18 protein-coding genes are annotated in these 20,211 nt (G+C 72.3%); 8 read left to right on the plus strand and 10 right to left on the minus strand.

What is annotated here, in order from left to right:
* Positions 1-42 precede the first annotated feature (42 nt).
* On the minus strand, positions 43-552 hold the full coding sequence (locus QRY02_RS46340; RefSeq protein WP_285989027.1) for a hypothetical protein: 510 nt from the start codon (positions 550-552) through the stop codon (positions 43-45).
* A 162-nt stretch (positions 553-714) separates the two neighbouring features.
* Here QRY02_RS46340 and QRY02_RS46345 point away from each other — a divergent pair, with 162 nt between their 5' ends.
* The gene (locus tag QRY02_RS46345) at positions 715-2,769 is read left to right on the plus strand and encodes a glycoside hydrolase family 3 C-terminal domain-containing protein (RefSeq protein ID WP_285989028.1); all 2,055 of its coding nucleotides are present in this window, start codon (positions 715-717) and stop codon (positions 2,767-2,769) included.
* 4 nt (positions 2,770-2,773) lie between these two features.
* On the opposite strand, the gene QRY02_RS46350 is transcribed toward QRY02_RS46345, so the two are convergent.
* From QRY02_RS46350 to QRY02_RS46365, 4 genes are all read right to left on the minus strand, one after another.
* Positions 2,774-3,352 carry a hypothetical protein gene (locus tag QRY02_RS46350; RefSeq protein WP_285989029.1) on the minus strand — a complete coding sequence of 193 codons (579 nt, stop codon included), beginning with the start codon at positions 3,350-3,352 and terminating at the stop codon, positions 2,774-2,776.
* 52 nt (positions 3,353-3,404) lie between these two features.
* The gene (locus QRY02_RS46355; protein ID WP_285989030.1) at positions 3,405-3,659 is read right to left on the minus strand and encodes a hypothetical protein; all 255 of its coding nucleotides are present in this window, start codon (positions 3,657-3,659) and stop codon (positions 3,405-3,407) included.
* A 90-nt stretch (positions 3,660-3,749) separates the two neighbouring features.
* Positions 3,750-4,481, minus strand: coding sequence for an MBL fold metallo-hydrolase (locus tag QRY02_RS46360; RefSeq protein WP_285989031.1), 732 nt, complete (start codon positions 4,479-4,481; stop codon positions 3,750-3,752).
* Between the two features lie 251 nt (positions 4,482-4,732).
* Positions 4,733-5,434: an IclR family transcriptional regulator gene (locus QRY02_RS46365; protein WP_051183801.1), complete on the minus strand. Its 702-nt coding sequence runs from the start codon at positions 5,432-5,434 to the stop codon at positions 4,733-4,735.
* 142 nt (positions 5,435-5,576) lie between these two features.
* On the opposite strand from QRY02_RS46365, the gene leuC reads away from it, so the two are divergent.
* From leuC to QRY02_RS46385, 4 genes are all read left to right on the plus strand, one after another.
* Entirely contained in the window at positions 5,577-7,010 is a 1,434-nt protein-coding gene (leuC, locus tag QRY02_RS46370) for a 3-isopropylmalate dehydratase large subunit (RefSeq protein ID WP_285989032.1), read from the plus strand.
* 22 nt (positions 7,011-7,032) lie between these two features.
* Positions 7,033-7,635, plus strand: coding sequence for a 3-isopropylmalate dehydratase small subunit (leuD, locus tag QRY02_RS46375; protein WP_285989033.1), 603 nt, complete (start codon positions 7,033-7,035; stop codon positions 7,633-7,635).
* 231 nt (positions 7,636-7,866) lie between these two features.
* The gene (locus tag QRY02_RS46380) at positions 7,867-8,643 is read left to right on the plus strand and encodes an HU family DNA-binding protein (RefSeq protein ID WP_285989034.1); all 777 of its coding nucleotides are present in this window, start codon (positions 7,867-7,869) and stop codon (positions 8,641-8,643) included.
* A gap of 612 nt (positions 8,644-9,255) precedes the next feature.
* On the plus strand, positions 9,256-12,069 hold the full coding sequence (locus QRY02_RS46385) for an AfsR/SARP family transcriptional regulator (RefSeq protein ID WP_285989035.1): 2,814 nt from the start codon (positions 9,256-9,258) through the stop codon (positions 12,067-12,069).
* Between the two features lie 101 nt (positions 12,070-12,170).
* Here QRY02_RS46385 and QRY02_RS46390 read toward each other — a convergent pair whose 3' ends face one another.
* Genes QRY02_RS46390 through cofC form a run of 3 tightly spaced genes read right to left on the minus strand, consistent with a single transcriptional unit; the run spans position 12,171 to position 16,178 of the window.
* Positions 12,171-13,124 carry an NUDIX hydrolase gene (locus QRY02_RS46390; RefSeq protein ID WP_285989036.1) on the minus strand — a complete coding sequence of 318 codons (954 nt, stop codon included), beginning with the start codon at positions 13,122-13,124 and terminating at the stop codon, positions 12,171-12,173.
* Entirely contained in the window at positions 13,121-15,502 is a 2,382-nt protein-coding gene (locus tag QRY02_RS46395) for an RNA degradosome polyphosphate kinase (protein WP_285989037.1), read from the minus strand. The genes QRY02_RS46390 and QRY02_RS46395 overlap by 4 nt, the downstream gene beginning before the upstream one ends.
* A 55-nt stretch (positions 15,503-15,557) precedes the next feature.
* On the minus strand, positions 15,558-16,178 hold the full coding sequence (gene cofC, locus QRY02_RS46400; protein WP_285989038.1) for a 2-phospho-L-lactate guanylyltransferase: 621 nt from the start codon (positions 16,176-16,178) through the stop codon (positions 15,558-15,560).
* A 207-nt stretch (positions 16,179-16,385) separates the two neighbouring features.
* On the opposite strand from cofC, the gene QRY02_RS46405 reads away from it, so the two are divergent.
* From QRY02_RS46405 to QRY02_RS46415, 3 genes are all read left to right on the plus strand, one after another.
* Positions 16,386-17,105, plus strand: coding sequence for a lysophospholipid acyltransferase family protein (locus QRY02_RS46405; RefSeq protein ID WP_285989039.1), 720 nt, complete (start codon positions 16,386-16,388; stop codon positions 17,103-17,105).
* Complete coding sequence (locus QRY02_RS46410) at positions 17,105-18,121, plus strand: NAD(P)H-dependent glycerol-3-phosphate dehydrogenase (RefSeq protein WP_285989040.1); 1,017 nt, start codon at positions 17,105-17,107, stop codon at positions 18,119-18,121. Before QRY02_RS46405 ends, QRY02_RS46410 begins: the two co-directional genes overlap by 1 nt.
* A 186-nt stretch (positions 18,122-18,307) precedes the next feature.
* Entirely contained in the window at positions 18,308-18,787 is a 480-nt protein-coding gene (locus QRY02_RS46415) for a cysteine dioxygenase (protein ID WP_285994105.1), read from the plus strand.
* 5 nt (positions 18,788-18,792) lie between these two features.
* On the opposite strand, the gene QRY02_RS46420 is transcribed toward QRY02_RS46415, so the two are convergent.
* Positions 18,793-19,776 (minus strand): asparaginase, encoded by a 984-nt coding sequence (locus QRY02_RS46420; protein WP_285989041.1) that lies wholly within the window; start codon positions 19,774-19,776, stop codon positions 18,793-18,795.
* A 48-nt stretch (positions 19,777-19,824) separates the two neighbouring features.
* Complete coding sequence (locus QRY02_RS46425; protein WP_285989042.1) at positions 19,825-20,205, minus strand: VOC family protein; 381 nt, start codon at positions 20,203-20,205, stop codon at positions 19,825-19,827.
* Positions 20,206-20,211: the final 6 nt, after the last annotated feature.

The raw sequence follows: 20,211 nt of genomic DNA on the forward strand, positions 1-20,211 counted from the left end.
GGTCCGGGAAACGCGCCGGCCCGGGGTGTCCTCTGTGGATGGTCAGCCGAGTGTGCCGTCCCCGGTCTGCGGTGCCCCGGCCGGCTTGACCGCGACCTGGGGTTTCGCCGGCTTGGCCGGCTTCGTGGCCGTGGCCGTGGGCTTGGACTTGGGCGTCGTCGGCGTCGAAGCCGTCGGCTTCGGGTGGGTCGTGGTGCCCGGCGGCGGGGTACCCGTGATCGTGAACGAGCCGGTCGCCTTCCGGCCGTCGGTGCACGGGAACGCGGCTGTGTACTTCCCGGGGCGCCGGCCGGCCGTCGTGTATCCGGCGTGCCTGCCCCATTCGCCGCCCTCGGTCCACTTCAGCGGCGCGGTGAAGCCCCGGGAGGTGACCGGCCCGGCCGGTGTGCAGCCCACCTCCCACTCCGCGAACACGACCGCCTGGATCTGCCCGCCCGGCTCGACCTGCTGGGTCAGCGACCACACGACCGCCTGGTCGGCGTGTGCCGGTGCCGTCAGCGCGACCGTCGCCGCGCTCGCCGCCATTAGGCCGATCAGGGTTTTCTTGACCATGATTGAGTCCCCTCTCGTGGTCCTCCTCCCACGCTTGAGCCGGGGAAATGGTTGAACCCGTCCGCGAATTCAAGTATGTGAATTCAAATCAGGTCTATGTTTCTCGATCACGTATGCGTTAGCTTGTCCGCCGTTGGTCCCGTCAGCGGCGAGGGAGACTCGATGCGCACCGGCCCGTTCATTCTTGCTGTGGTCCTGGGGTTGTCGCTGACGACGCCGGCGGTCGCGCAAGCGCAACCCTGGCGCGACGCCCGGCAGTCACCCGACCGCCGGGCCGCCGAGCTCGTCGCGGCGATGACCCTCGACGAGAAGATCTCCCAGCTGCACCTGCAGCCCGACGCCGAGCACCAGCGGTTCGTGCCGCCCATCCCGCGGCTGGGTGTACCGGGGTTCCGGATCGCCAACGGCCCGGCGGGCATGGGGCCGGCCGACGACAAACCGCAGAAACCGGCGACCGCGCTGCCGGCCACCATGGCCCTGGCGTCGACGTTCGACACCGGCCTGGCGCGCCGGTACGGCCGGCTGATCGGCAGCGAAACCCGGGCGCTCGCGCACCACGTGTCCGAAGCGCCCGACATCAACATCGCCCGCGTCCCGCGCAACGGCCGGACGTTCGAAGGCATGGGGGAGGACCCGGTCCTCGCCGGCGCGCTGGCCGCCGCCAACATCCGCGGTATCCAGGAGAACGGCACCATCGCCGAGGTCAAGCACTACGCGGCGAACAACCAGGAGACCGACCGCCACAGCGTCGACGAGCACATCGACGAGCGCACGCTCAACGAGATCTACCTGCCGCACTTCGAACAGGCGGTCACCGAGGGCCGGGCGGGCTCGGTGATGTGCGCCTTCCCCAAGATCAACGGTGTCTTCGTGTGCGAGAACCCGGCGCTGCTGCAGGGCAAGCTGCGCGACGACTGGGGGTTCAAGGGGTTCATCCAGTCGGACTGGGGCGCCGCGCACAGCACCGTGGGGTCGGCGAACGCGGGCATGAACCTCGAAATGATCGACGGCACCTGGTACGGCGAGAAGCTGAAGCAGGCCGTGCTGGCCGGGCAGGTGAGCGAACAGCGCGTCGGCGAGCTGCTGCTGCCGCGGTTCCGCACGATGTTCGCCTTCGGGCAGTTCGACCACCCGCCGGTCGCCTCGCCGCTGCCGGCCGCGCAGCACGACGCCGCCGCGAAGGAGTTCGCCGAGCGCGGCATGGTGCTGCTGCGCAACGAGCACGCGCAGCTCCCGCTCGACGCGGGCGTGCGCTCGATCGCGCTGATCGGGCCGTTCGCGACCAAGGCCAAGACCGGCGGCGGAGGCAGCTCGGCCGTCATCCCGACGTCCACAGTGGACCCGCTGCCCGGGCTGCGGCAGCGCGTCCCGGGTGCCGTGGTGACCCTGGACGACGGCAGTGACCCGGCGCGCGCGGCCGCGCTGGCCCGGACCGCCGACGTCAGCGTGGTGATGGTCGGGAACAACGAGACCGAGGGCAAGGATCGGCCGAGCCTGGCCCTGGACGGCAACCAGGACGCGCTGGTGACCGCCGTCGCCGAGGCCAACCCGCACACGGTCGTCGTGGTGAAGAGCGGCGGCCCGGTGCTCATGCCGTGGGCGCCGAGCGTGCCGGCGATCCTCCAGGCGTGGTACCCCGGCCAGCAGGACGGCGCGGCGGTGGCGGGCGTGCTCTTCGGCGACGTCAACCCGTCGGCGAAGCTGCCCATCACGTTCCCCGCCGCGGACGCCGACACACCGGCGAACACCCCGGCGCAGTTCCCGGGCGTCGGCGGCGTCGCGACGTACTCCGAGGGGCTGCAGGTCGGCTACCGGTGGTTCGACGCGCAGGGGCGTGCGCCGCTGTTCCCGTTCGGCCACGGCCTGTCGTACACGACGTTCGCCTACTCCGGCCTGTCGGTGCGCAACACCGGCGACGGCGCCACGGCGACGTTCACCGTGCGGAACACCGGAAACCGGGCGGGCGCCGAGGTCGCCCAGGTGTACTTGGGCTTCCCGACGGCCGCCGGCGAACCGCCGCGCCAGCTCAAGGGCTTCGAGCGGGTGTCGCTGGCGCCGGGGCAGGCCCAGCGCGTGACGGTCCGGCTGGACGCGCGCGACTTCTCGGTCTGGGACACGGCGACCCACGCGTGGCAGCCGGCGCGCGGCGCGTTCACCGTGTCCGTCGGCGGCTCGTCGCGGTCCCTGCCGCTGCAGGCGCCGCTCGTGCGGCGGTGAGGTCTCAGGCCTTGCAGCCGGGCGCGGCGGTGGCGGCGAGCATCAGCTCCGGGGACGCCGCCACGGCGCCGACCGGGTCGTAGGTGCCGTCGACGTCCTGCTGCGCCTCCTGGACGGCCTTGACGGCCGAGACCTGGGACGCCTCGTTGCCCGGCTTCGCGCGGTCGAACGTGGTCTTCGCCTCGGCGGCGCGGTCGCGGGCCTTCGTGAACTTCGTGACGAAGGCCTGCCGGACGGTGTCGCCGAGCGGCACCGGCGCGGGCGGCAGCGCGTTGAGCTTGTCGACCGTTTCGCCGGTGCGGGCCGCGATGCCGCCCAGCGACGCGCTGAGCGCCTTCTGCGACTCGTCGACCGAGCCGGGCGTCGGCTGCGCGACTTCGGCTTCCCGGTTGGTGCGTTCCCGGTAGCCGTGGACGGCGGCGCAGAAGCCGTCCATCCAGCGCACGGCGGCCGGATCGGCGACCGGCGCGGACGTGATGGTCTCGACCGGGCGCAGGTTCTGGGACGGCGGGGCCCCGGCCGGCGTGTTCGCGCACGCGGACAGCAGCAGGGCGGCGCCGAGCAGGGCGGTGGCAGTCTTCATGGATCCCCCTCGCGTTTGCCGGGTACACGCGCGAGCGGGCCGGAAGGTTGCGTCACGCGGCGGCGAGAGTACCGCCCACCGCCCGGAGGCCCTCGGCGGTGAGTTCCGCCCGCGCCCACTGCCCGACGGCGACGACCCGCACGGGCCGGATCAGACCGGCCCGGGCCAGCTGGTGCGCGGTCGCCTGGTCGCAGCAGGGCAGGCCGTCGACCCGCAGGTCGGGTTCACAGCTGCAGGTGAGTTCGGCCCGCCCGGCCCCGACGGCCCGCAGCATCGCCATCGCCCGGCGGTTCAGTTCGGTGTTCATGGTGGTCATCCCCCTCTGTGGTGCTGACTCAGAGGAGACGTGGCCGCCGTCACCGAATACGCCACTTCGGCCACGGTCACCCGAACGGCGCTACGTGCGCTTCCCCCAACGCTGGTCATCGGGGTCTTCGCCGCGCTGCACCGCGGCGAGGTAGGCCCGGTCGACGGCGAAGCGGGCCGCGATCTCCGGCCCCTTGGCCACGGCCCCGTGCCCGGGGATCAGGACATCGACGCGCTGAGCGGCTTCTTCCAGTCGGTCGAGTGCGGCCGGGTAGGTGTCCGCTTGGTCCGGTCGGCGCGGATCGAGCAGCGGGATCAGGACGTCGGAGAGCATGTCGCCGGCGATCAGGACGCCCCGGTCGGCGAGCAGGAGAGCGGCGTGGCCGACGGCGTGCGCGTCGTGCTCGATGAGCTCGCCCGGGATCGGTCCGCTGCTGCCGTCGCCGCTGCCGTCGCCGCCGTCCGGCAGCGGAGTCAGGAGCGCGATCGGTTCAAGGGGAATGTCCGGCGCGGTTTCCTGGGCCATGGCCTGGGCTCGTTCCCGCGCTTCACCGGCGATCCGCGCGTTGGCGGCGGTGGCGTACCGGGGGACGTCGCCGAAGCGGGGGTGCCAGAGCAGGTGGTCCCAGTGCGGGTGGGTGGAGAACCCGGCGACGACGGGAATCCCGAGCCGGTCCAGATCGTCGGCGAGCTCGGCCAGTTCGGCGCCGGTGATCCCGGGGTCGACGACGACCAGCCCGTCGTCCGCTTGCACGACGGTGGTGTTGCTCCAGACCCACTCGCTCTGCCGCACCCACACACCGTCGGCCACCTGATTCAGCATCGGCTCACCGTGTCAGGTGTCCCTGCCGCGCGCAATCACCTCGGCCGGCGGCCGCCACGTGTCCGCGGGGGAGGTTGCCGGTTTTCGGGCTCTTCGGCGTCGAAGCCGCGGCTCGGCTGCGGGAACTCGGGGCGCCCCCCCGGAATCGAGTCTATCGGCCCCTGCCGACGAAAGCCCCGGAAAAGGCGCCGCCCGGGCCTGCTTGTCCACATCACGACCAGCCTGTGGAAAAGCGGACCCGGGCAGCGACCTCAGAGCCGTTCCTGCAACGCATCCGCCGCGGCGAGGAGATCCGCCGCCCAGCGCGCTCCCGGCTTGCGGCCGATTCGCTCGATCGGCCCCGACACCGACACCGCGGCCACGACCGTCCCCGCCGAATCCCGTACCGGCGCCGAAATGCTCGCCACGCCCGGCTCGCGTTCCGCCACGCTCTGCGCCCAGCCGCGCCGCCGGACCTCCAGGAGCGTGCGCTCGCCGAAGACCGCGTCCGCCAGGATCGTGCGCTGCGTGTGCGGGTCCGCCCAGGCCGCGAGCACCTTCGCGCCCGACCCCGCCGTCATCGGCAGGCGCGAGCCCACCGGCACCGTGTCGCGCAGGCCACTCGGCGGCTCCGCCGTCGCGACGCACACGCGCTGGACGCCGTCGCGCCGGTACAGCTGGACGCTCTCACCCGTGACGTCGCGCAGTTTCGGCAGCACCACGCCCGCCGCGTCGAGCAGCGGGTCCGTCGAACCGCCCGCGAGCTCGGCCAGTGCCGTACCGGGGCGCCAGCGCCCGTCGGGACCGCGGCGCAGCAGCCGGTGCACCTCCAGGCCGACCGCGAGCCGGTGCGCGGTGGCCCGGGGAAGGCCGGTCCGCGTGCACAGTTCCGCGAGGCCGCAGGGGTCGTCCGCGACCGCCTGCAGGACGGCCACTGCTTTGTCCAGTACTCCGATACCGCTATGCTGTCCCACGACCCGATACTAGCGTCCCGCACTTTGGGAAGTCCAGTATCTGGGAAACCCCGAACTCGAGCTGCGCCCTTCCTTCGCGGCTCGCATCCGTTCCGCAGGTGCGCGCCCGAGTTCCGACGTCGAACCGTGGAAGGAGCCGGAGATGACCAGCCCGACCGGCAAGGCCCGCACACTGGCGGAGAAGGTGTGGGAAAGCCACCTCGTGCGCCGAGGCGAAGGCGCCGAACCGGACCTCCTCTACATCGACCTCCACCTGCTGCACGAAGTCACCAGCCCGCAGGCCTTCGACGGCCTCCGCCTGGCCGGGCGGCAGCTGCGCCGCCCCGACCTGACCATCGCGACCGAGGACCACAACGTCCCGACCGTCGACATCGAGCTCCCCATCGCCGATCCGGTCTCGCGCACCCAGGTCGACACCCTTCGCCGCAACTGCAAGGAGTTCGGTGTCCGGCTGCACCCGATGGGTGACGCCGAGCAGGGCATCGTGCACGTCATCGGCCCGCAGCTCGGCCTGACCCAGCCCGGCATGACCGTGGTCTGCGGCGACAGCCACACCTCCACGCACGGCGCGTTCGGCGCCATCGCGTTCGGCATCGGCACGTCCGAGGTCGAGCACGTGATGGCCACCCAGACGCTGCCGCTGCGGCCGTTCAAGACGATGGCGATCACCGTCGACGGCGAGTTGCGGCCCGGCGTCACCGCGAAGGACATCATCCTCGCGGTGATCGCGAAGATCGGCACCGGCGGCGGCCAGGGCTACATCCTGGAGTACCGGGGGGAGGCGATCGCGGCGTTGTCCATGGAGGCGCGGATGACCGTCTGCAACATGTCGATCGAAGCCGGCGCCCGCGCCGGGATGATCGCCCCGGACGAGACGACGTTCGCCTACCTGAAGGGCCGTCCGCACGCGCCGCAGGGCGCGGACTGGGACGCCGCCGTCGAGAACTGGCGGCAGCTGCGCACCGACGACGGCGCCGAGTTCGACGCCGAGGTGCACCTCGACGCGAGTGCGCTGACGCCGTTCGTGACCTGGGGCACCAACCCCGGCCAGGGCCTCCCGCTGAGTGCCGAGGTGCCCGACCCGGAGGCGATCCCGGACGAGAACGACCGCATCGCCGCTGAAAAAGCCCTGTCCTACATGGACCTGAAGCCCGGCACGCCGCTGCGGGAGATCGCCGTCGACACCGTCTTCCTCGGCTCCTGCACCAACGGCCGGATCGAGGACCTGCGGGCCGCGGCCGAGGTGCTGCGCGGTCGGAAAGTGGCGGACTCGGTCCGGATGCTGGTGGTTCCCGGCTCGATGCGCGTCCGCAAGGCCGCCGAGGCCGAGGGGCTCGACCAGGTCTTCACCGAGGCGGGCGCCGAGTGGCGCCAGGCCGGCTGCTCGATGTGCCTGGGCATGAACCCGGACCAGCTGAAGCCGGGTGAGCGCAGCGCGTCGACGTCGAACCGCAACTTCGAGGGCCGGCAGGGCAAGGGCGGCCGGACGCACCTGGTCTCGCCGCTCGTGGCCGCCGCCACGGCCGTCCGGGGCACGCTGTCGTCGCCGGAAGACCTGCTGACCGCCGCCCGCTGACCCACCCGAGGAGCTACCGAACATGGAACCGTTCACCCAGCACACCGGCGTCGGCGTCCCGCTGCGCCGGTCCAACGTGGACACCGACCAGATCATCCCGGCGGTCTACCTCAAGCGGGTGACCCGGACCGGCTTCGAGGACGGTCTGTTCGCCGCCTGGCGCGGCGACGAGGACTTCATCCTCAACCAGGAGCCGTTCAGGAACGGAAGCGTGCTCGTCGCGGGGCCGGACTTCGGAACCGGTTCCTCCCGCGAGCACGCCGTCTGGGCGCTGATGGACTACGGCTTCAAGGTCGTCATCTCCGCCCGGTTCGCCGACATCTTCCGCGGCAACTCCGGCAAGGGCGGCCTGGTGGCCGCCCAGTGCGAGCAGCACGACGTCGAGCTGCTCTGGAAGCTGCTGGAGAACGAGCCCGGCACCGAGGTCACGGTCGACCTCGAGACCAAGACCGTGCGGGCCAAGGACTTCACCGCGCCCTTCCAGATCGACGACTACGTCCGCTGGCGGCTGCTGGAAGGCCTCGACGACATCGCGCTGACGTTGCGCCATGCCGGTGAGATCGACACCTTCGAGGCGAGCCGCCCGTCGTGGAAGCCGACGACGACGCCGGTGGCCGCCGGCTAGCCCGGTCTTGGGGCGGGATCGCTTGCGCCGCAACAGATCCCGCCCCTTTCGGGCTGCTTCGCCCAGACGTCGTACGGCCCTCCAGGAGCCCTTCACCGGGCTCGCCGCGCGGCGGAACCCCTCCCGGGGCAAGGGAAAGTTTCCGCGCACCGGGTGGAATTTGTGCTGCCTTGGTAATACCGTGTCGCTAGCCGGCCGACGCGGCCGTGGATCCTTCCTGGAGGACTGGACATGGCCAACAAGGCCCAGCTGATCGAGGCGCTGACCGAGCGCCTGGGCGACAAGAAGGCCGCTTCCGAGGCGGTCGACGGTCTGGTCGACATCATCATCCGGACGGTCAACAAGGGCGAAAAGGTCAACATCACCGGCTTCGGGGTGTTCGAGAAACGCGCCCGCGCAGCGCGGACGGCCCGCAACCCGCGCACCGGCGAAGCGGTGCGGGTCAAGAAGACGAACGTGCCCGCCTTCCGCGCCGGCACCACCTTCAAGGACGTCGTGTCGGGAGCGAAGAAGTTGCCGAAGGCCACCCCGGTCAAGCGCGCAACGACGGGCACCCGCGCGGCGGCGACCACGACTCGCGCATCCTCGACTGGCACAGCCGCGGCTCCGAAGGCCGCCACGACGCGTTCGACGACCACGCGAACCCGCGCAACGGCGGCCAAGCCGGCAACGACGAGGACAACGGCGGCGAAGGCCGCCCCGAAGACGACGGCGGCGAAGCCGGCAACCACGCGCACCAAGGCGGCGGCACCCAAGACCGCGGCGGCGAAGGCGACGACGGCGGCAAAGACCGCGGCGGCGAAGGCGACCACGGCGGCGAAGACCACGGCGGCGAAGACCACGGCGGCGAAGACCACGGCCGCGAAGGCGACGACAGCGGCGAAGACCACGGCGGCGAAAGCGACCACGGCGGCGAAGAGCACCGCCGCGAAGCCCGCCACGGCTCGCCGGACCACGGCGGCCAAGACCACGTCGCGGCGGACTTCGGCCGCGGCGAAGAAGGACTGACCGGCCAAAAACTGTCGGACCCCTGCGGTAACGTGAAATCCGGGGGACCCCCAGGGGGTTACCCCTGCTGGACGAGCGGCTTTTCGGCAGGGCCCCGCGCGACGTGCGCGGGGCCCTGCCGCATGTCCGGACGTTGCGGCAGAAGCCACCCGCCCGCTTGGAAGGGCGGCTCGCGTACCCAGTCAGCTGGTTCGCGTACCGGGACGGTCGGCGCGCGGATCGAGTCGGGGCGCGGGCGAACCGACTGTCCGAGTACACGAGCCGAGCCTCCGGGCGCGCGAACCGCTCTCTGGCCCGCGAACCGACTGTCCGGGTACGCGAACCGACTGTCCGGGTACGCGGGCCGACGCTCCCCGTACGCCAGCCGACTCTCCACGTACGCCAGCCGACTCTCCACGTACGCGAGCCGACTCTCCACGTACGCGAGCCGACTCTTCGGCCGCGCCGAGCCGAACGAACCGAAAGTCACCCGCTGCCAGCATCAGCGTCCCGAACGGACACCGCGCGTCACCCGCTCGGCCCAACCCCCGCCCCGGGACCGGTTCCGCCAATTTCGCAAAGTTGCTTGAGCGCCCGGCCGAGTGATGCCACGCTGCGTTCCTCGGGGCCCGCGTGCGGCGCGGGCCGGCCGTGCGCGAGGCGAACCTGGGGGCGACCACCATCGACATCCGGCTGCTCGGCCCGTTCCAGGTGCTCGTCGACGGTTCGCCGGTCGTGCTGACCAGTTCCCGCCAGCGCGCGCTGCTCGCCACGCTCGCGCTCGCCGCCGGCCGTCTCGTGTCGATCGATGCCCTCGCCCGGGGCGTGTGGGGCGAAACTCCGCCCGCGCACATCCGGGGCAGCCTGCAGACCTACGTGATGCGCCTGCGCCGGCTCTGCGGCGAAGACACCGTCGTCACCGAACCGGACGGCTACCGGCTCGCCGTCGACCCGTCCCGGGTGGACGCCCTGCGCTTCCTCCAGACCCTCGACCAGGCCGCCGCCGCGACGGAACCCGCGCGTCGCAGAGAACTGCTCACCGCCGCGCTCGACGGCTGGGGTGGCGTCCCGCTCGAAGGCGTCGGCTCTCCCGCACTGGCCGCCGAATGGGGGCCGCTGCTGACCGAGCGGTACCTCTTCGCCGTCGAACAGCGCATCGACCTCGACGCCGGGCTCGTCCCCGACGCGCGGCTCATCGCCGAACTCACCGACCTCGTCGCCCAGCACCCGCTGCGGGAGTCGTTGTGGGAACGGCTGGTGCGCACCCTCGCCCGGTCCGGGCGCCGCGCCGAAGCGCTCGCCCGGTACGCCGGGCTGCGGGCGTTGCTGGCCGACGAACTGGGCGTCGAACCGGGCGAAGACCTCCGCCGGCTGCACGCCGAACTGCTCGCCGCCGACGCCGATCCGGCCGTCCACACCGTCCCGCGGCAACTGCCCTTCGACGTCGCGGGCTTCACCGGCCGCGGCCCCGAACTCGCCGAACTCGACCGGCTGCCGCCCGGCGGCGCGTCCGGCATCGTCGTCATCGAAGGCACCGCCGGGGTCGGGAAGACGTCGCTGGCCGTGCACTGGTCCCACCGCGTCCGCGACCGCTTCCCCGGCGGCCAGCTCTTCCTCGACCTGCGCGGCCACTCCGCGGACACCCCGGTCACGCCCGGCGCCGCGCTGGCCGGCTTCCTGCGCGCCCTCGGCGTCCCGGCCGAGACCCTGCCCTCCACTGTGGAGGAACGCTCGGCGCTGCTGCGCAGCAGGCTGGCCGGCAGCCGCACCCTCATGCTGCTCGACAACGCCCGCGACGCCGACCAGGTCCGCCCGCTCCTGCCCGGGCCCGGCAACCTCGTCGTGGTGACCAGCCGCAACCAGCTGCGCGGCCTCGTCGCCCGCGACGGCGCCCGCCGCATCGCCCTGCGCTCGTTCGACGACCGCGACGCCACCGCGTTGCTCGCCGGCAGCGTCGGGTCGCAGCGCCTCGCCGCCGAGCCCGACGCCGTCGCCGAACTCGTGCAGCTCTGCGGGCGCCTGCCCCTGGCACTGGCGCTGGCCGGGGAACGCGCTTCACGGTTTTCCGGCGTCTCACTCGCCGGCATCGTCGAAGAACTCCGCGACCAGCGGCTGCGGCTCGACACCCTCCGCGACCCGCAGGACGCCGGCACCGACCTCCGGGCCGCGTTCTCCTGGTCGTACAAGGCCCTGCGCCCGGCCGCGGCGCGCTTCTTCCGGCTGCTCGGCCTGCACCCCGGCCACGGTTTCAGCCTCTCCTCGGCCGCCGCGCTCGCCGGCGTCGACCTGCGCGAAGCGCGTGAGCTCGCCGACCAGCTCGCCGCCGCCCACCTGCTCAACCAGCCCGGGACCGACCGCTACCAGTTCCACGACCTGCTGCGCGTCTACGCGGGCGAACTCGTCGAAACCGAAACGACGGAGGCCGAACGCGCGGCGGCGCTGCGCCGGCTCGTCGACTGGTACCTCGCCAGTGTCGCCGAGGCGAACAAACTGGTCCGTCCCGACCTGCTCACCGAGGACATCACGCTCGACCCCGCGCCGCTGCCCGCCGTCCGCTTCGCACAGCACGAGCAGACGATCGCCTGGTACACCACCGAACGGCAGGCCCTCACCGCGCTCGTCGGCATCGCCGCCGGTCACGGCTGGACCGCGCACGCCTGGAAACTCGCCTGGCTCCTGCGCGGGTTCTTCGCCGAGCGTCACGACCGCGACGACTGGATCACCACCGCGCGCACGGCCGTCGCCGCCACCCGCGACGCCGGCGACAGCACCGGTCTCCAGTACAGCGCCAACAACCTCGGCTCGGCCTACCTGCGCACCCTCCAGCCCGACCAGGCGCTCGAGGCGCTGGAGGAAGCGCGCGCCGCGTCCGAGAACGGCGACGGCACCGCGTTGACGGTGGCGATCCTGTCCAACCTCGCCGGCGCGTACTACGTCCGGGCCGAATACGCCGAAGCCGAACGCCACGCCCTCCAAGCCGTCCACCTCGCGCGCGACCACGGCCAGCGGAGGTTCGTGCCGCACGCGCTCCTCAACGTCAGCGCCAGCCGCATCGGCCTCCGCGACTACGACCACGCCGCCGAAGCCGCCCAGGCCGCGCACGAAGCCTTCGCGGAACTGGGCGACCGCTACCACGCGGCGCTGGCGCTCGGGAATGTCGCCGAGGCCCTCGAAGGAGCCGGCCGGCACGACGAAGCGGAACGGGCCGGCCTCGACGCGCTCGCCGAGCTCAAGGAACTGAACGCCGACTACGGCACGATCGACGTCCAGATCACCCTCGGCCGGCTCAAGCACCGCATGGGCCGCGCGCACGAGGCGGGCGGCCACTGGACCGAAGCGCTGACGGTCAGCCAGCGCCTCGGCGACCCCCGCGTCACCGAGGTCCAGGCCCTGCTGGCCACGGTGCCGACAGGAACCCCCTCGCCCGGGGATGCGCCGTACCCCTAGCCCGGCGCAGCCCAGCGGGACCCTCAGCAAGTACACCAAGATCGACTGTCACGGCGCTGTCTCGTGCTGACAGCGCTCTGCGGCCCGGGTGGACCACCGGCTCAGGAGTGGCTGGGGGAGGGGACCGGCAGGGCGCTCGGGTGGTAGTCCGCCGCCAGGAGCAACGGACCTTCCGAGGCCGTCGGCGGGCGGAACGACAACACCCAGAACGAGCCCTTCTTGCTCGGCACCACCCCGCCGCGCGCGGCCGGGAGCTCCACTCCGTCACGGTCCGCCAATGCGCTCACCAGGTCCGGGATCACGCCGCCCTGGCTGCACACCACCGGTGTTCCGCCGTCCCCGGCGACCGCCAGGAGGCGCGCCGCGCCCAGGACCGGGTCCGGCCAGTAGCCCTCTTCCGAGAACAACGGCTCATGGCGCACTTCGGCCGCGAAGTCCTCCGCCACCCCGTGGACCGTCTGCACGCAGCGCAGCCGCGGGGCCGACAACACCCGGTCCGGGCCGAACAACGACAGCACCCGGCGCAGCGCCGCCGCCTGGCGACGGCCCGCCTCCGACAACGGCCGGAGGTCGTCGTCGCCGGACCACTCGTCGCGTTTGCCCGCCTTCGCGTGCCGCACCAGCAACAGCGTCGTCAAGCCCACCGGCAGCTCGCAGAACGCCCGCAGCACCCGGACGTCCTCCGGCCGCGTCAGCAGCTTTTCCGCCGCCATCGGGTCCAGCCAGCGCAGCTCGTCGACCTCGTCGTTCGCCTCGAACCCGCCGGAAACCGCTTCCGCCGCGAAGTAGTCGACCGTCTTCGGCACCGTCCCGGACCCGTGGCGCGCCGGCACCGGGTACGCCGTCCGGGCCAGGTAGCGGCCCAGGACCGCGGTGAACCCGGTCTCCTCGCGGACTTCCCGCACCGCGGCCTCGGCGATCGTCTCGCCCGGGTCGAGTTTTCCCTTCGGGAACGACCAGTCGTCGTACCGCGGGCGGTGCACCAGCGCGACCTCCGTCGCGCCCCCGGCGACGCGCCACAGCACCGCGCCGGCCGCCCGTACCTCTTGGGTCATCCGGCGGCCCCGTGCAGCTTCGCCAGCTCCAGCTGGTGATCACGCACGCGCGAGCCTTCGGCCGGGAACGGCGACCACTCGCCGCTCGCCGTCAGCACCCAGCAGCGCGTCGCCGGGTCCAGCGCCGAGTCGAACATGTCGTCGAGCTGCCCGGTGAGCTTCGGATCCTTGACGCGCACCAGCGCCTCGATCCGCCGGTCCAGGTTGCGGTGCATCATGTCCGCGCTGCCGATCCAGTGCGTTCCGCCCGCGCGGAAGTGGAAGACCCGCGAGTGCTCCAGGAACCGGCCGAGGATCGACCGGACGTGGATGTTCTCCGACAGTCCCTCGACACCCGGTTTGAGCGCGCAGATCCCGCGGACGACGACGTCGACCGGCACACCGGCCTGCGAGGCGTGGTAGAGCGCGTCGATCACCTGCTCGTCGACCAGCGAGTTGCACTTGATCCGGATCCCGGCCTGCTGCCCGGCCCGGGCCAGCTCGATCTCCTCGCCGATCGCGCGCACGATGCCGCGCCGGATGCCGTGCGGCGACGTCAGGATCGTCCGGTAGGTGTCCTGGCGCGAGTAGCCGGTCAGGACGTTGAACAGGTCGGTGACGTCCGCGCCGATGCTCGGATCCGCCGTCAGCAGCCCGAGGTCCTCGTACAGCCGCGCCGTCTTCGGGTTGTAGTTGCCGGTGCCGATGTGGCAGTAGCGCCGGATCGTCGAACCCTCCTGGCGCACCACCATCGACACCTTGCAGTGCGTCTTCAGCCCGACCAGGCCGTACACGACGTGCACGCCCGCGCGCTCCAGCGTCCGCGCCCAGGTGATGTTCGCCTGCTCGTCGAACCGCGCTTTGATCTCCACCAGCGCGACGACCTGCTTGCCCGCCTCCGCGGCGTCGATCAGCGCGTCGACGATCGGGGAGTCACCCGACGTCCGGTACAGCGTCTGCTTGATCGCGAGGACCTTCGAGTCGGCGGCCGCCTGCTCGATGAAGCGCTGCACGCTGGTCGAGAACGAGTCGTACGGGTGGTGCACCAGCACGTCGCCCTCGCGCAGCGTCGCGAAAACGCTCTTCGGCGTCTCGCGCTCGCCGAACGCCGGGTGCGTCGCCGGGACGAACGGCCGGTCCTTCAGCTCCTTGCGGTCCACACCGGACAGCTGGTGCAGGCAGGTCAGGTCGAGCAGGCCGGGCACCTCGACGACGTCCGCCGGGTCGACGTCCAGCTCGCGCAGCAGCAGCTCGAGCATGTGCTCGCTCATGTCCTGCGCGACCTCGAGGCGCACCGGCGGGCCGAACCGGCGCTGCGCCAGTTCGCGCTCGAGGGCCTGCAGGAGGTCCTCGTCGCGGTCTTCGTCGACCTCGAAGTCGGCGTTGCGGGTGACGCGGAAGACGTGGTGCTCGGTGACGTCCATGCCGGTGAACAGCTCACCCAGGTGGGCGGAGATGAGCTCTTCGAGGGGGAGGAACGTCGCCGTCCGGCTGGTGCGCTCGGTCTCGACGCGCATCAGGCGCGGCACGTTGCTCGGCACCTTCACCCGGGCGAAGCGCTCCGTGCCGCCTTCCGGGTCGCGGACCGTCACCGCGAGGTTGAGCGAAAGGCCCGAGATGTACGGGAACGGGTGCGCCGGGTCGACGGCCAGGGGCGTCAGGACCGGGAAGATCTGTTCGGAGAAGTAGCTCGACAGCCGCAGCTGGTCGGCGCCGGCCAGGTCGGCCCAGCCGACGATGTGGATGTCCTGCTCGGCCAGCTGCGGGCGCAGGTGCTTCTCGAACGCGCCGGTCTGCCGCTCGACCAGGTCCTGGTTGCGCTTGGCGATGTAGCCGAGCTGCTCGCGCGGGGTGAGCCCGTCCGCGCTGCGCACCAGCAGGCCGGTCTCGTCGCGGCGCTTCAGGCCGGCGACGCGGACCATGTAGAACTCGTCCAGGTTGGACGCGAAGATCGCGAGGAACTTCGCCCGTTCGAGCAGCGGCTGCGACTCGTCCTCGGCCAGCGCGAGCACACGGGCGTTGAAGTCCTGCCACGAGAGCTCGCGGTTGAAGTACCGGTCGTCGGGCAGCGTCTCGACGGCGGTGGGCGCGGCGGTGACCGCCGGCGGCGCCGAGGGAACGGCCCGGAACTCCTCGGCCGCGACCGGGTTGCCCTGGGTGGAACTGCGGCGCCGCGTCGGCGCCGGGGTGGCCGCCGGCGACGTGGGCTTGCGGGTGCGCGTCTTGCCGGCGGTGGCACGGGCGGCGGTGTCGCGGGCGGTGGACTTCGACGGGACCTTCTTGGCGGCCGCCGGTTTGGCGGTGGGGGTCTTCTTCGCCGTCTCCGAAGATCCGCTGGCCGGGTTCCGTCGCCTCCGCGGTGCGGGCGTACTGCCGTCGTCTGTGCTCACGGCCCCCATTCTTCACTACGTCACGCGGAATTGCGCAGGCCTCGGTGAAGGTCGGATGAACAGCTCAGCGCGGTTCGCCGAGGCGGGCGGCGGTGTGTTTTCCGACACCGAGGGCGCGGACGTGGGCGAGATCATCCGGGGTGTCGACGTCGCTGCGCAGGGTCGGCAGCGGCCGGGACAGGGCGATCGCCCCGGACGCGGCGTGCAGCCGCGCCGAGCCGGGCCCGAAGCGGGGATCGAGGGGCTCGCCGGGGGCGGCCAGCAGCAGGGTGGTGCCGGTGCCCTGGCGATCGGCGACGAAGGCCCGGGTGCCGGCGGCCTCGGCGATGGCGGCGGTGAGATCGACGGCGCGCAGGGCGGGGAGGTCGGCTTGGAGGGCACCGACGACGGCGTCCGGATCGTCGGCTTTGAGCAGGGCTTCGCCGTGACGGAAAGCGGCGTTGAGGGACTTTTCGGCGGGTTCGGCGACGATCTCGACGCCGAGTTCGCCCAGTTCGGCAACGGCTTCGGGATCGGCGGCGACGAGCAGGACGCGCCTGACCCGCGCACTCGAGGCCACGGCGGCGAGCGTGTCGGCGGCGAACGCCATGACCAGCCCGGCGTGGCGCTCCACCTCGACGGCACCACGCAGCCGCGACTTGCCGTCGCGGGGGTGTTTCATCGGCACGACCAGATCGACGTCCACGTGTCCATTTTTACCCGAAAGCCGAGGCGGCCGGTGGTGGCCGGGGCGGGTTGTCCACAGGTGACGGGTGTTGTGGACAGGTTCGGGGCGGGCTGCGTGGGGCGGGCGGCCCCCGGCCTGGTCACGACCCCCGCCACCGCCGCTGAAGCCACCCTCCCTGGACCGGCCGGAGCCCGGCGCGGCAGGATCAAGCCCCGGACGTGACGTGTGGAGGAGGAGATCGTGGCCCGGCGTGAGAAGGGCGGCTTCTGGGTGGGGCTCGCCGCCGTACTGTTCTACCCGCTCACCGCCATCGGGCGGCGGGTCTACGTCGGGGCCGAAAAGATCCCGCGGCAGGGGCCCGCCCTGCTCGTCATGAACCACATCTCGCACTTCGACCCCGCCGTCGACGCCGTCTTCGTGCACCGGCAGAAGCGCGTCCCGCGATTCCTCTTCAAGGAGAGCCTGACGCGCGCGCCGATCCTCGGCCCGATCGTCTCCGGGTCGGGGCAGATCCCCGTCTCGCGGGGGTCGGCCGCCGCCGGGGACAGTCTCAAGGCCGCCCACGAAGCCCTCGAACAGGGCAAGGTCGTCGTCATCTACCCCGAAGGCACCATCACCAAGGATCCCGCCGGCTGGCCGAAGGAGTCCTTCACCGGCGCCGCGCGGCTCGCCTTGCAGAACGACGTTCCCATCATCCCCGTCGCCCGGTGGGGCACCAGCCAGATCTTCAACGGCTACACGAAGAAGTTCACGCCGTTCCCGCGCAAGACGATCACCCACTACGTCGGCGACCCGATCGACCTGTCCGCCTACCGCGGCGGCAACACCCGCAGCGCGACGAAGCTGCGCGAAGTCACCAAGGTCATGATGGACGAGGTGACCCGGCTCCTCGCCGAGATCCGGCACGAGGAACCGCCCTCGGCGAAGCCGGGGGATCCCGCCTGATGCGCGCCGACGTGCAGCGGGTCACCGTGCTCGGGGCCGGCTCCTGGGGTACCGCCTTCGCCAAGGTGCTCGGCGACGCCGGCCGGGACGTCACGATGTGGGCGCGCCGTGAACAGGTCGCCGAGGACATCCGGGAACGGCACACCAACAGCGCCTACCTGCCCGGCGTGGCCCTGCCCGGGAACATCACCGCCACCAGCGACCCGGCGAAGGCCCTGGACGACGCCGAAGCCGTCGTCCTCGCCGTGCCCAGCCAGAGCCTGCGGGCGAACCTGACGGCGTGGCGCGACCTGCTGCCGCGCGACGCGATCCTCGTCAGCCTCGCCAAGGGCGTCGAACTCGGCACGCTGAAGCGGATGAGCGAGGTGATCGGCGAAATCGTCAACGTCACCGCCGCCGAGGTCGTCGTCGTCACCGGGCCGAACCTCGCCAAGGAGATCGCCGCCGGGCAGCCGTCCGCCTCCGTGCTGGCCTGCGCCGACCACGAACGCGCCGTCGCGATCCAGCGCGCCTGCGCCAACTCCTACTTCCGCCCGTACACGAACACCGACGTCGTCGGCTGCGAGCTCGGCGGCGCCTGCAAGAACGTGATCGCGCTCAGCACCGGGATGGCCGCGGGGCTGGGCCTCGGCACCAACACGATGGCGACGCTCATCACGCGCGGGCTGGCCGAGATGGCCCGGCTCGGCGCGAAACTGGGCGCCGACCCGCTCACCTTCGCCGGGCTCGCCGGCGTCGGCGACCTGGTCGCCACCTGCTCGTCGCCGCTGTCGCGCAACCGCACCTTCGGCGAACGCCTCGGCCGCGGCGAGACGCTCGAACAGGCGCAGGCGGCGGCCGGCGGGCAGGTCGCCGAGGGCGTCATGTCGTGCTCGTCGATCCGCGCGCTGGCCCAGAGCGTCGGCGTCGACATGCCGATCACCGACGCCATGCACCGCGTCTGCCACGAGGGCGTCGACCCCCGCCAGGCCGGCGCGGAGCTGCTGGGGCGGTCCCAGAAGCACGAGTGGTCGTGATCTCCCGGCAGGTGAGACGTCTTGACCGGGCGGGAAGCGGCTGGGACTCTGGTCGCATGTTCGCGCACGCCATGTCCGGGTCGTGGGGCCGCATCGGCCTCCGCTCGAGCGTGCGCGCGTGTCGCTGTTGTCGGTGAACCCAGCCCCGGCCCAGCTCGACACCCTTTTCTTCCCGTGAGGACCCGCATGTTCGCCGTTCCGGACAACACCCTGCTGCGACCCGAAAACCCCGCGCTGCGCCACCCCGTGCGCGTCGCCCTCGAGGTCGCCGCCGACCGCGACCGCTGGCGCCACCTGCTGCGCTACGACCCCGACGAGCGCTTCGCGACGCTCGTGTCGAAGGACGAGCAGCAGGAGGTGTGGCTGATGAGCTGGCTGCCCGGCCAGCGCACCGACCTGCACGACCACGCGTTCGCCAGCGGCGCGTTCACCGTGGTCGGCGGCCACCTGACCGAGGCCGTGGCGCGCCGCGCGCCGGACGGCCGCGCGGTCACCGAGCTGCACGCCCTGTCCGCGGGGCAGTCGCGGGTGTTCGGGCCCGGGTACGTGCACGAAGTCCGCAACGACGGCCCGGACCCGGCGATCTCCGTCCACGTCTACCGCGACGCGGGCCGTGCGATGCGCCCGTACCACCTCGACCCGGTGGACGGCCCGATCCCGGACTGAGCCCCTCAGTCCAGGTCGCCGCGCAGGCGGAACCCGCGCTCGATCCCCTCGCGGTCCGCCCCGGACGCCAGCAGCGCGTGCAGCAGGATCCGGGATTTCCGCGCGTCCAGCCAGCCCGCCATCGTCGCGCCCATCGCGATCAGGCTGGACTCCGAGCCGTGGAAGCCGTACGTCGCCCGCAGCGTCGGGCCCGCGCCGGTCCGCGAAGCGACGACCACCGGCAGCGACGGCACCAGCCGCGCGATCACCTCGGCCGTGCCGGACGAGACGTGCCCCACGCCCGCCGCGGCGATCACCACCCCGCGCACGCCCGGCTGGGAAGCCACGTGCGCCAGCACCGCTCCCGAGTCGTCGAGACCGGCTTCCACCACCGGGACCAGGCCGCCGAAGTCGGCACCCTCGAGGGAAGGCGGCCGGGGCGGCGACGGGTGGAAGTAGTGCACGGCGTCCTCGACGACCATGCCCAGCGGCCCCGCCGGCGCCGACGAGAAGGCCTCGAGGTGGCTCGAATGCGCCTTCCGCACCCAGCGCGCCGCGTGGACGTCGTCGTTGAGCGTGACGAGCACGCCCCGGCCGCGGCTGCGCGGATCGGCCGCGACGGTGAGCGCGTTGCGCAGGTTCGCCGGGCCGTCCGGGCTGAACAGGCCGGCGTTGCGCATCGCCCCGGTGACCACCACCGGGACGTCCGACGGCCAGTGCAGGTCCAGGAAGTACGCGGTTTCCTCGAGCGTGTCGGTGCCCTGGACGACGACGAACCCGTCGGCGTCCTGGCGCAGGCCCCATTCGCGGCACCGCAGCAGGGTCGCGAAGTCGAGCGACGCACTGCCGATCCCGGCGAGGGTTTCCGCCAGGACGTCCATCGGCAGGTCGCCGAGCCCGCCGAGCAGCTCGGCGGCACCGAACCGCGGAACGGCGCCGCCACCGCCGTCGACCGGGGCCATCGAGATGGTGCCGCCCAGCGTGGCGACGGCGATCAGGGGACGGACCATGCCGCCACCCTATTCAGCCGCTCACGGCCCGCCGGCGCGGTGCGTCCGTCAGGACGTCTTCGCGCGCTCGGCGGCGCTCCTCAGCACGCAGAACTCGTTGCCCTCCGGGTCGGCGAGCACCGCCCAGCCCGTGCCGTCCGGGTTGCGCAGGTCGTTCACCAGGGTTGCGCCGAGGCCGAGGAGCCGCGAGACCTCCTCGTCGCGCGGGATGTCCGGCTGCAGGCAGAGGTGCAGGCGGTTCTTCACCGTCTTCGGCTCCGGGACGCGCAGGAAGAGCAACGCCGTGTCGTCGTTCAGCTGGAAGCCGACCTCGTCGTTACCCGGCTGGTCTTCTTCCGGGATCGGTTTCCCGGTGACTTCGCTCCAGAACTCGCACAGCGTGTACGGGTCGGCGCAGTCGACGGACACGTTCAGCACGGACGACGGCATGGCACT

This window comes from Amycolatopsis sp. DG1A-15b, assembly GCF_030285645.1.
Taxonomy (GTDB): domain Bacteria; phylum Actinomycetota; class Actinomycetes; order Mycobacteriales; family Pseudonocardiaceae; genus Amycolatopsis.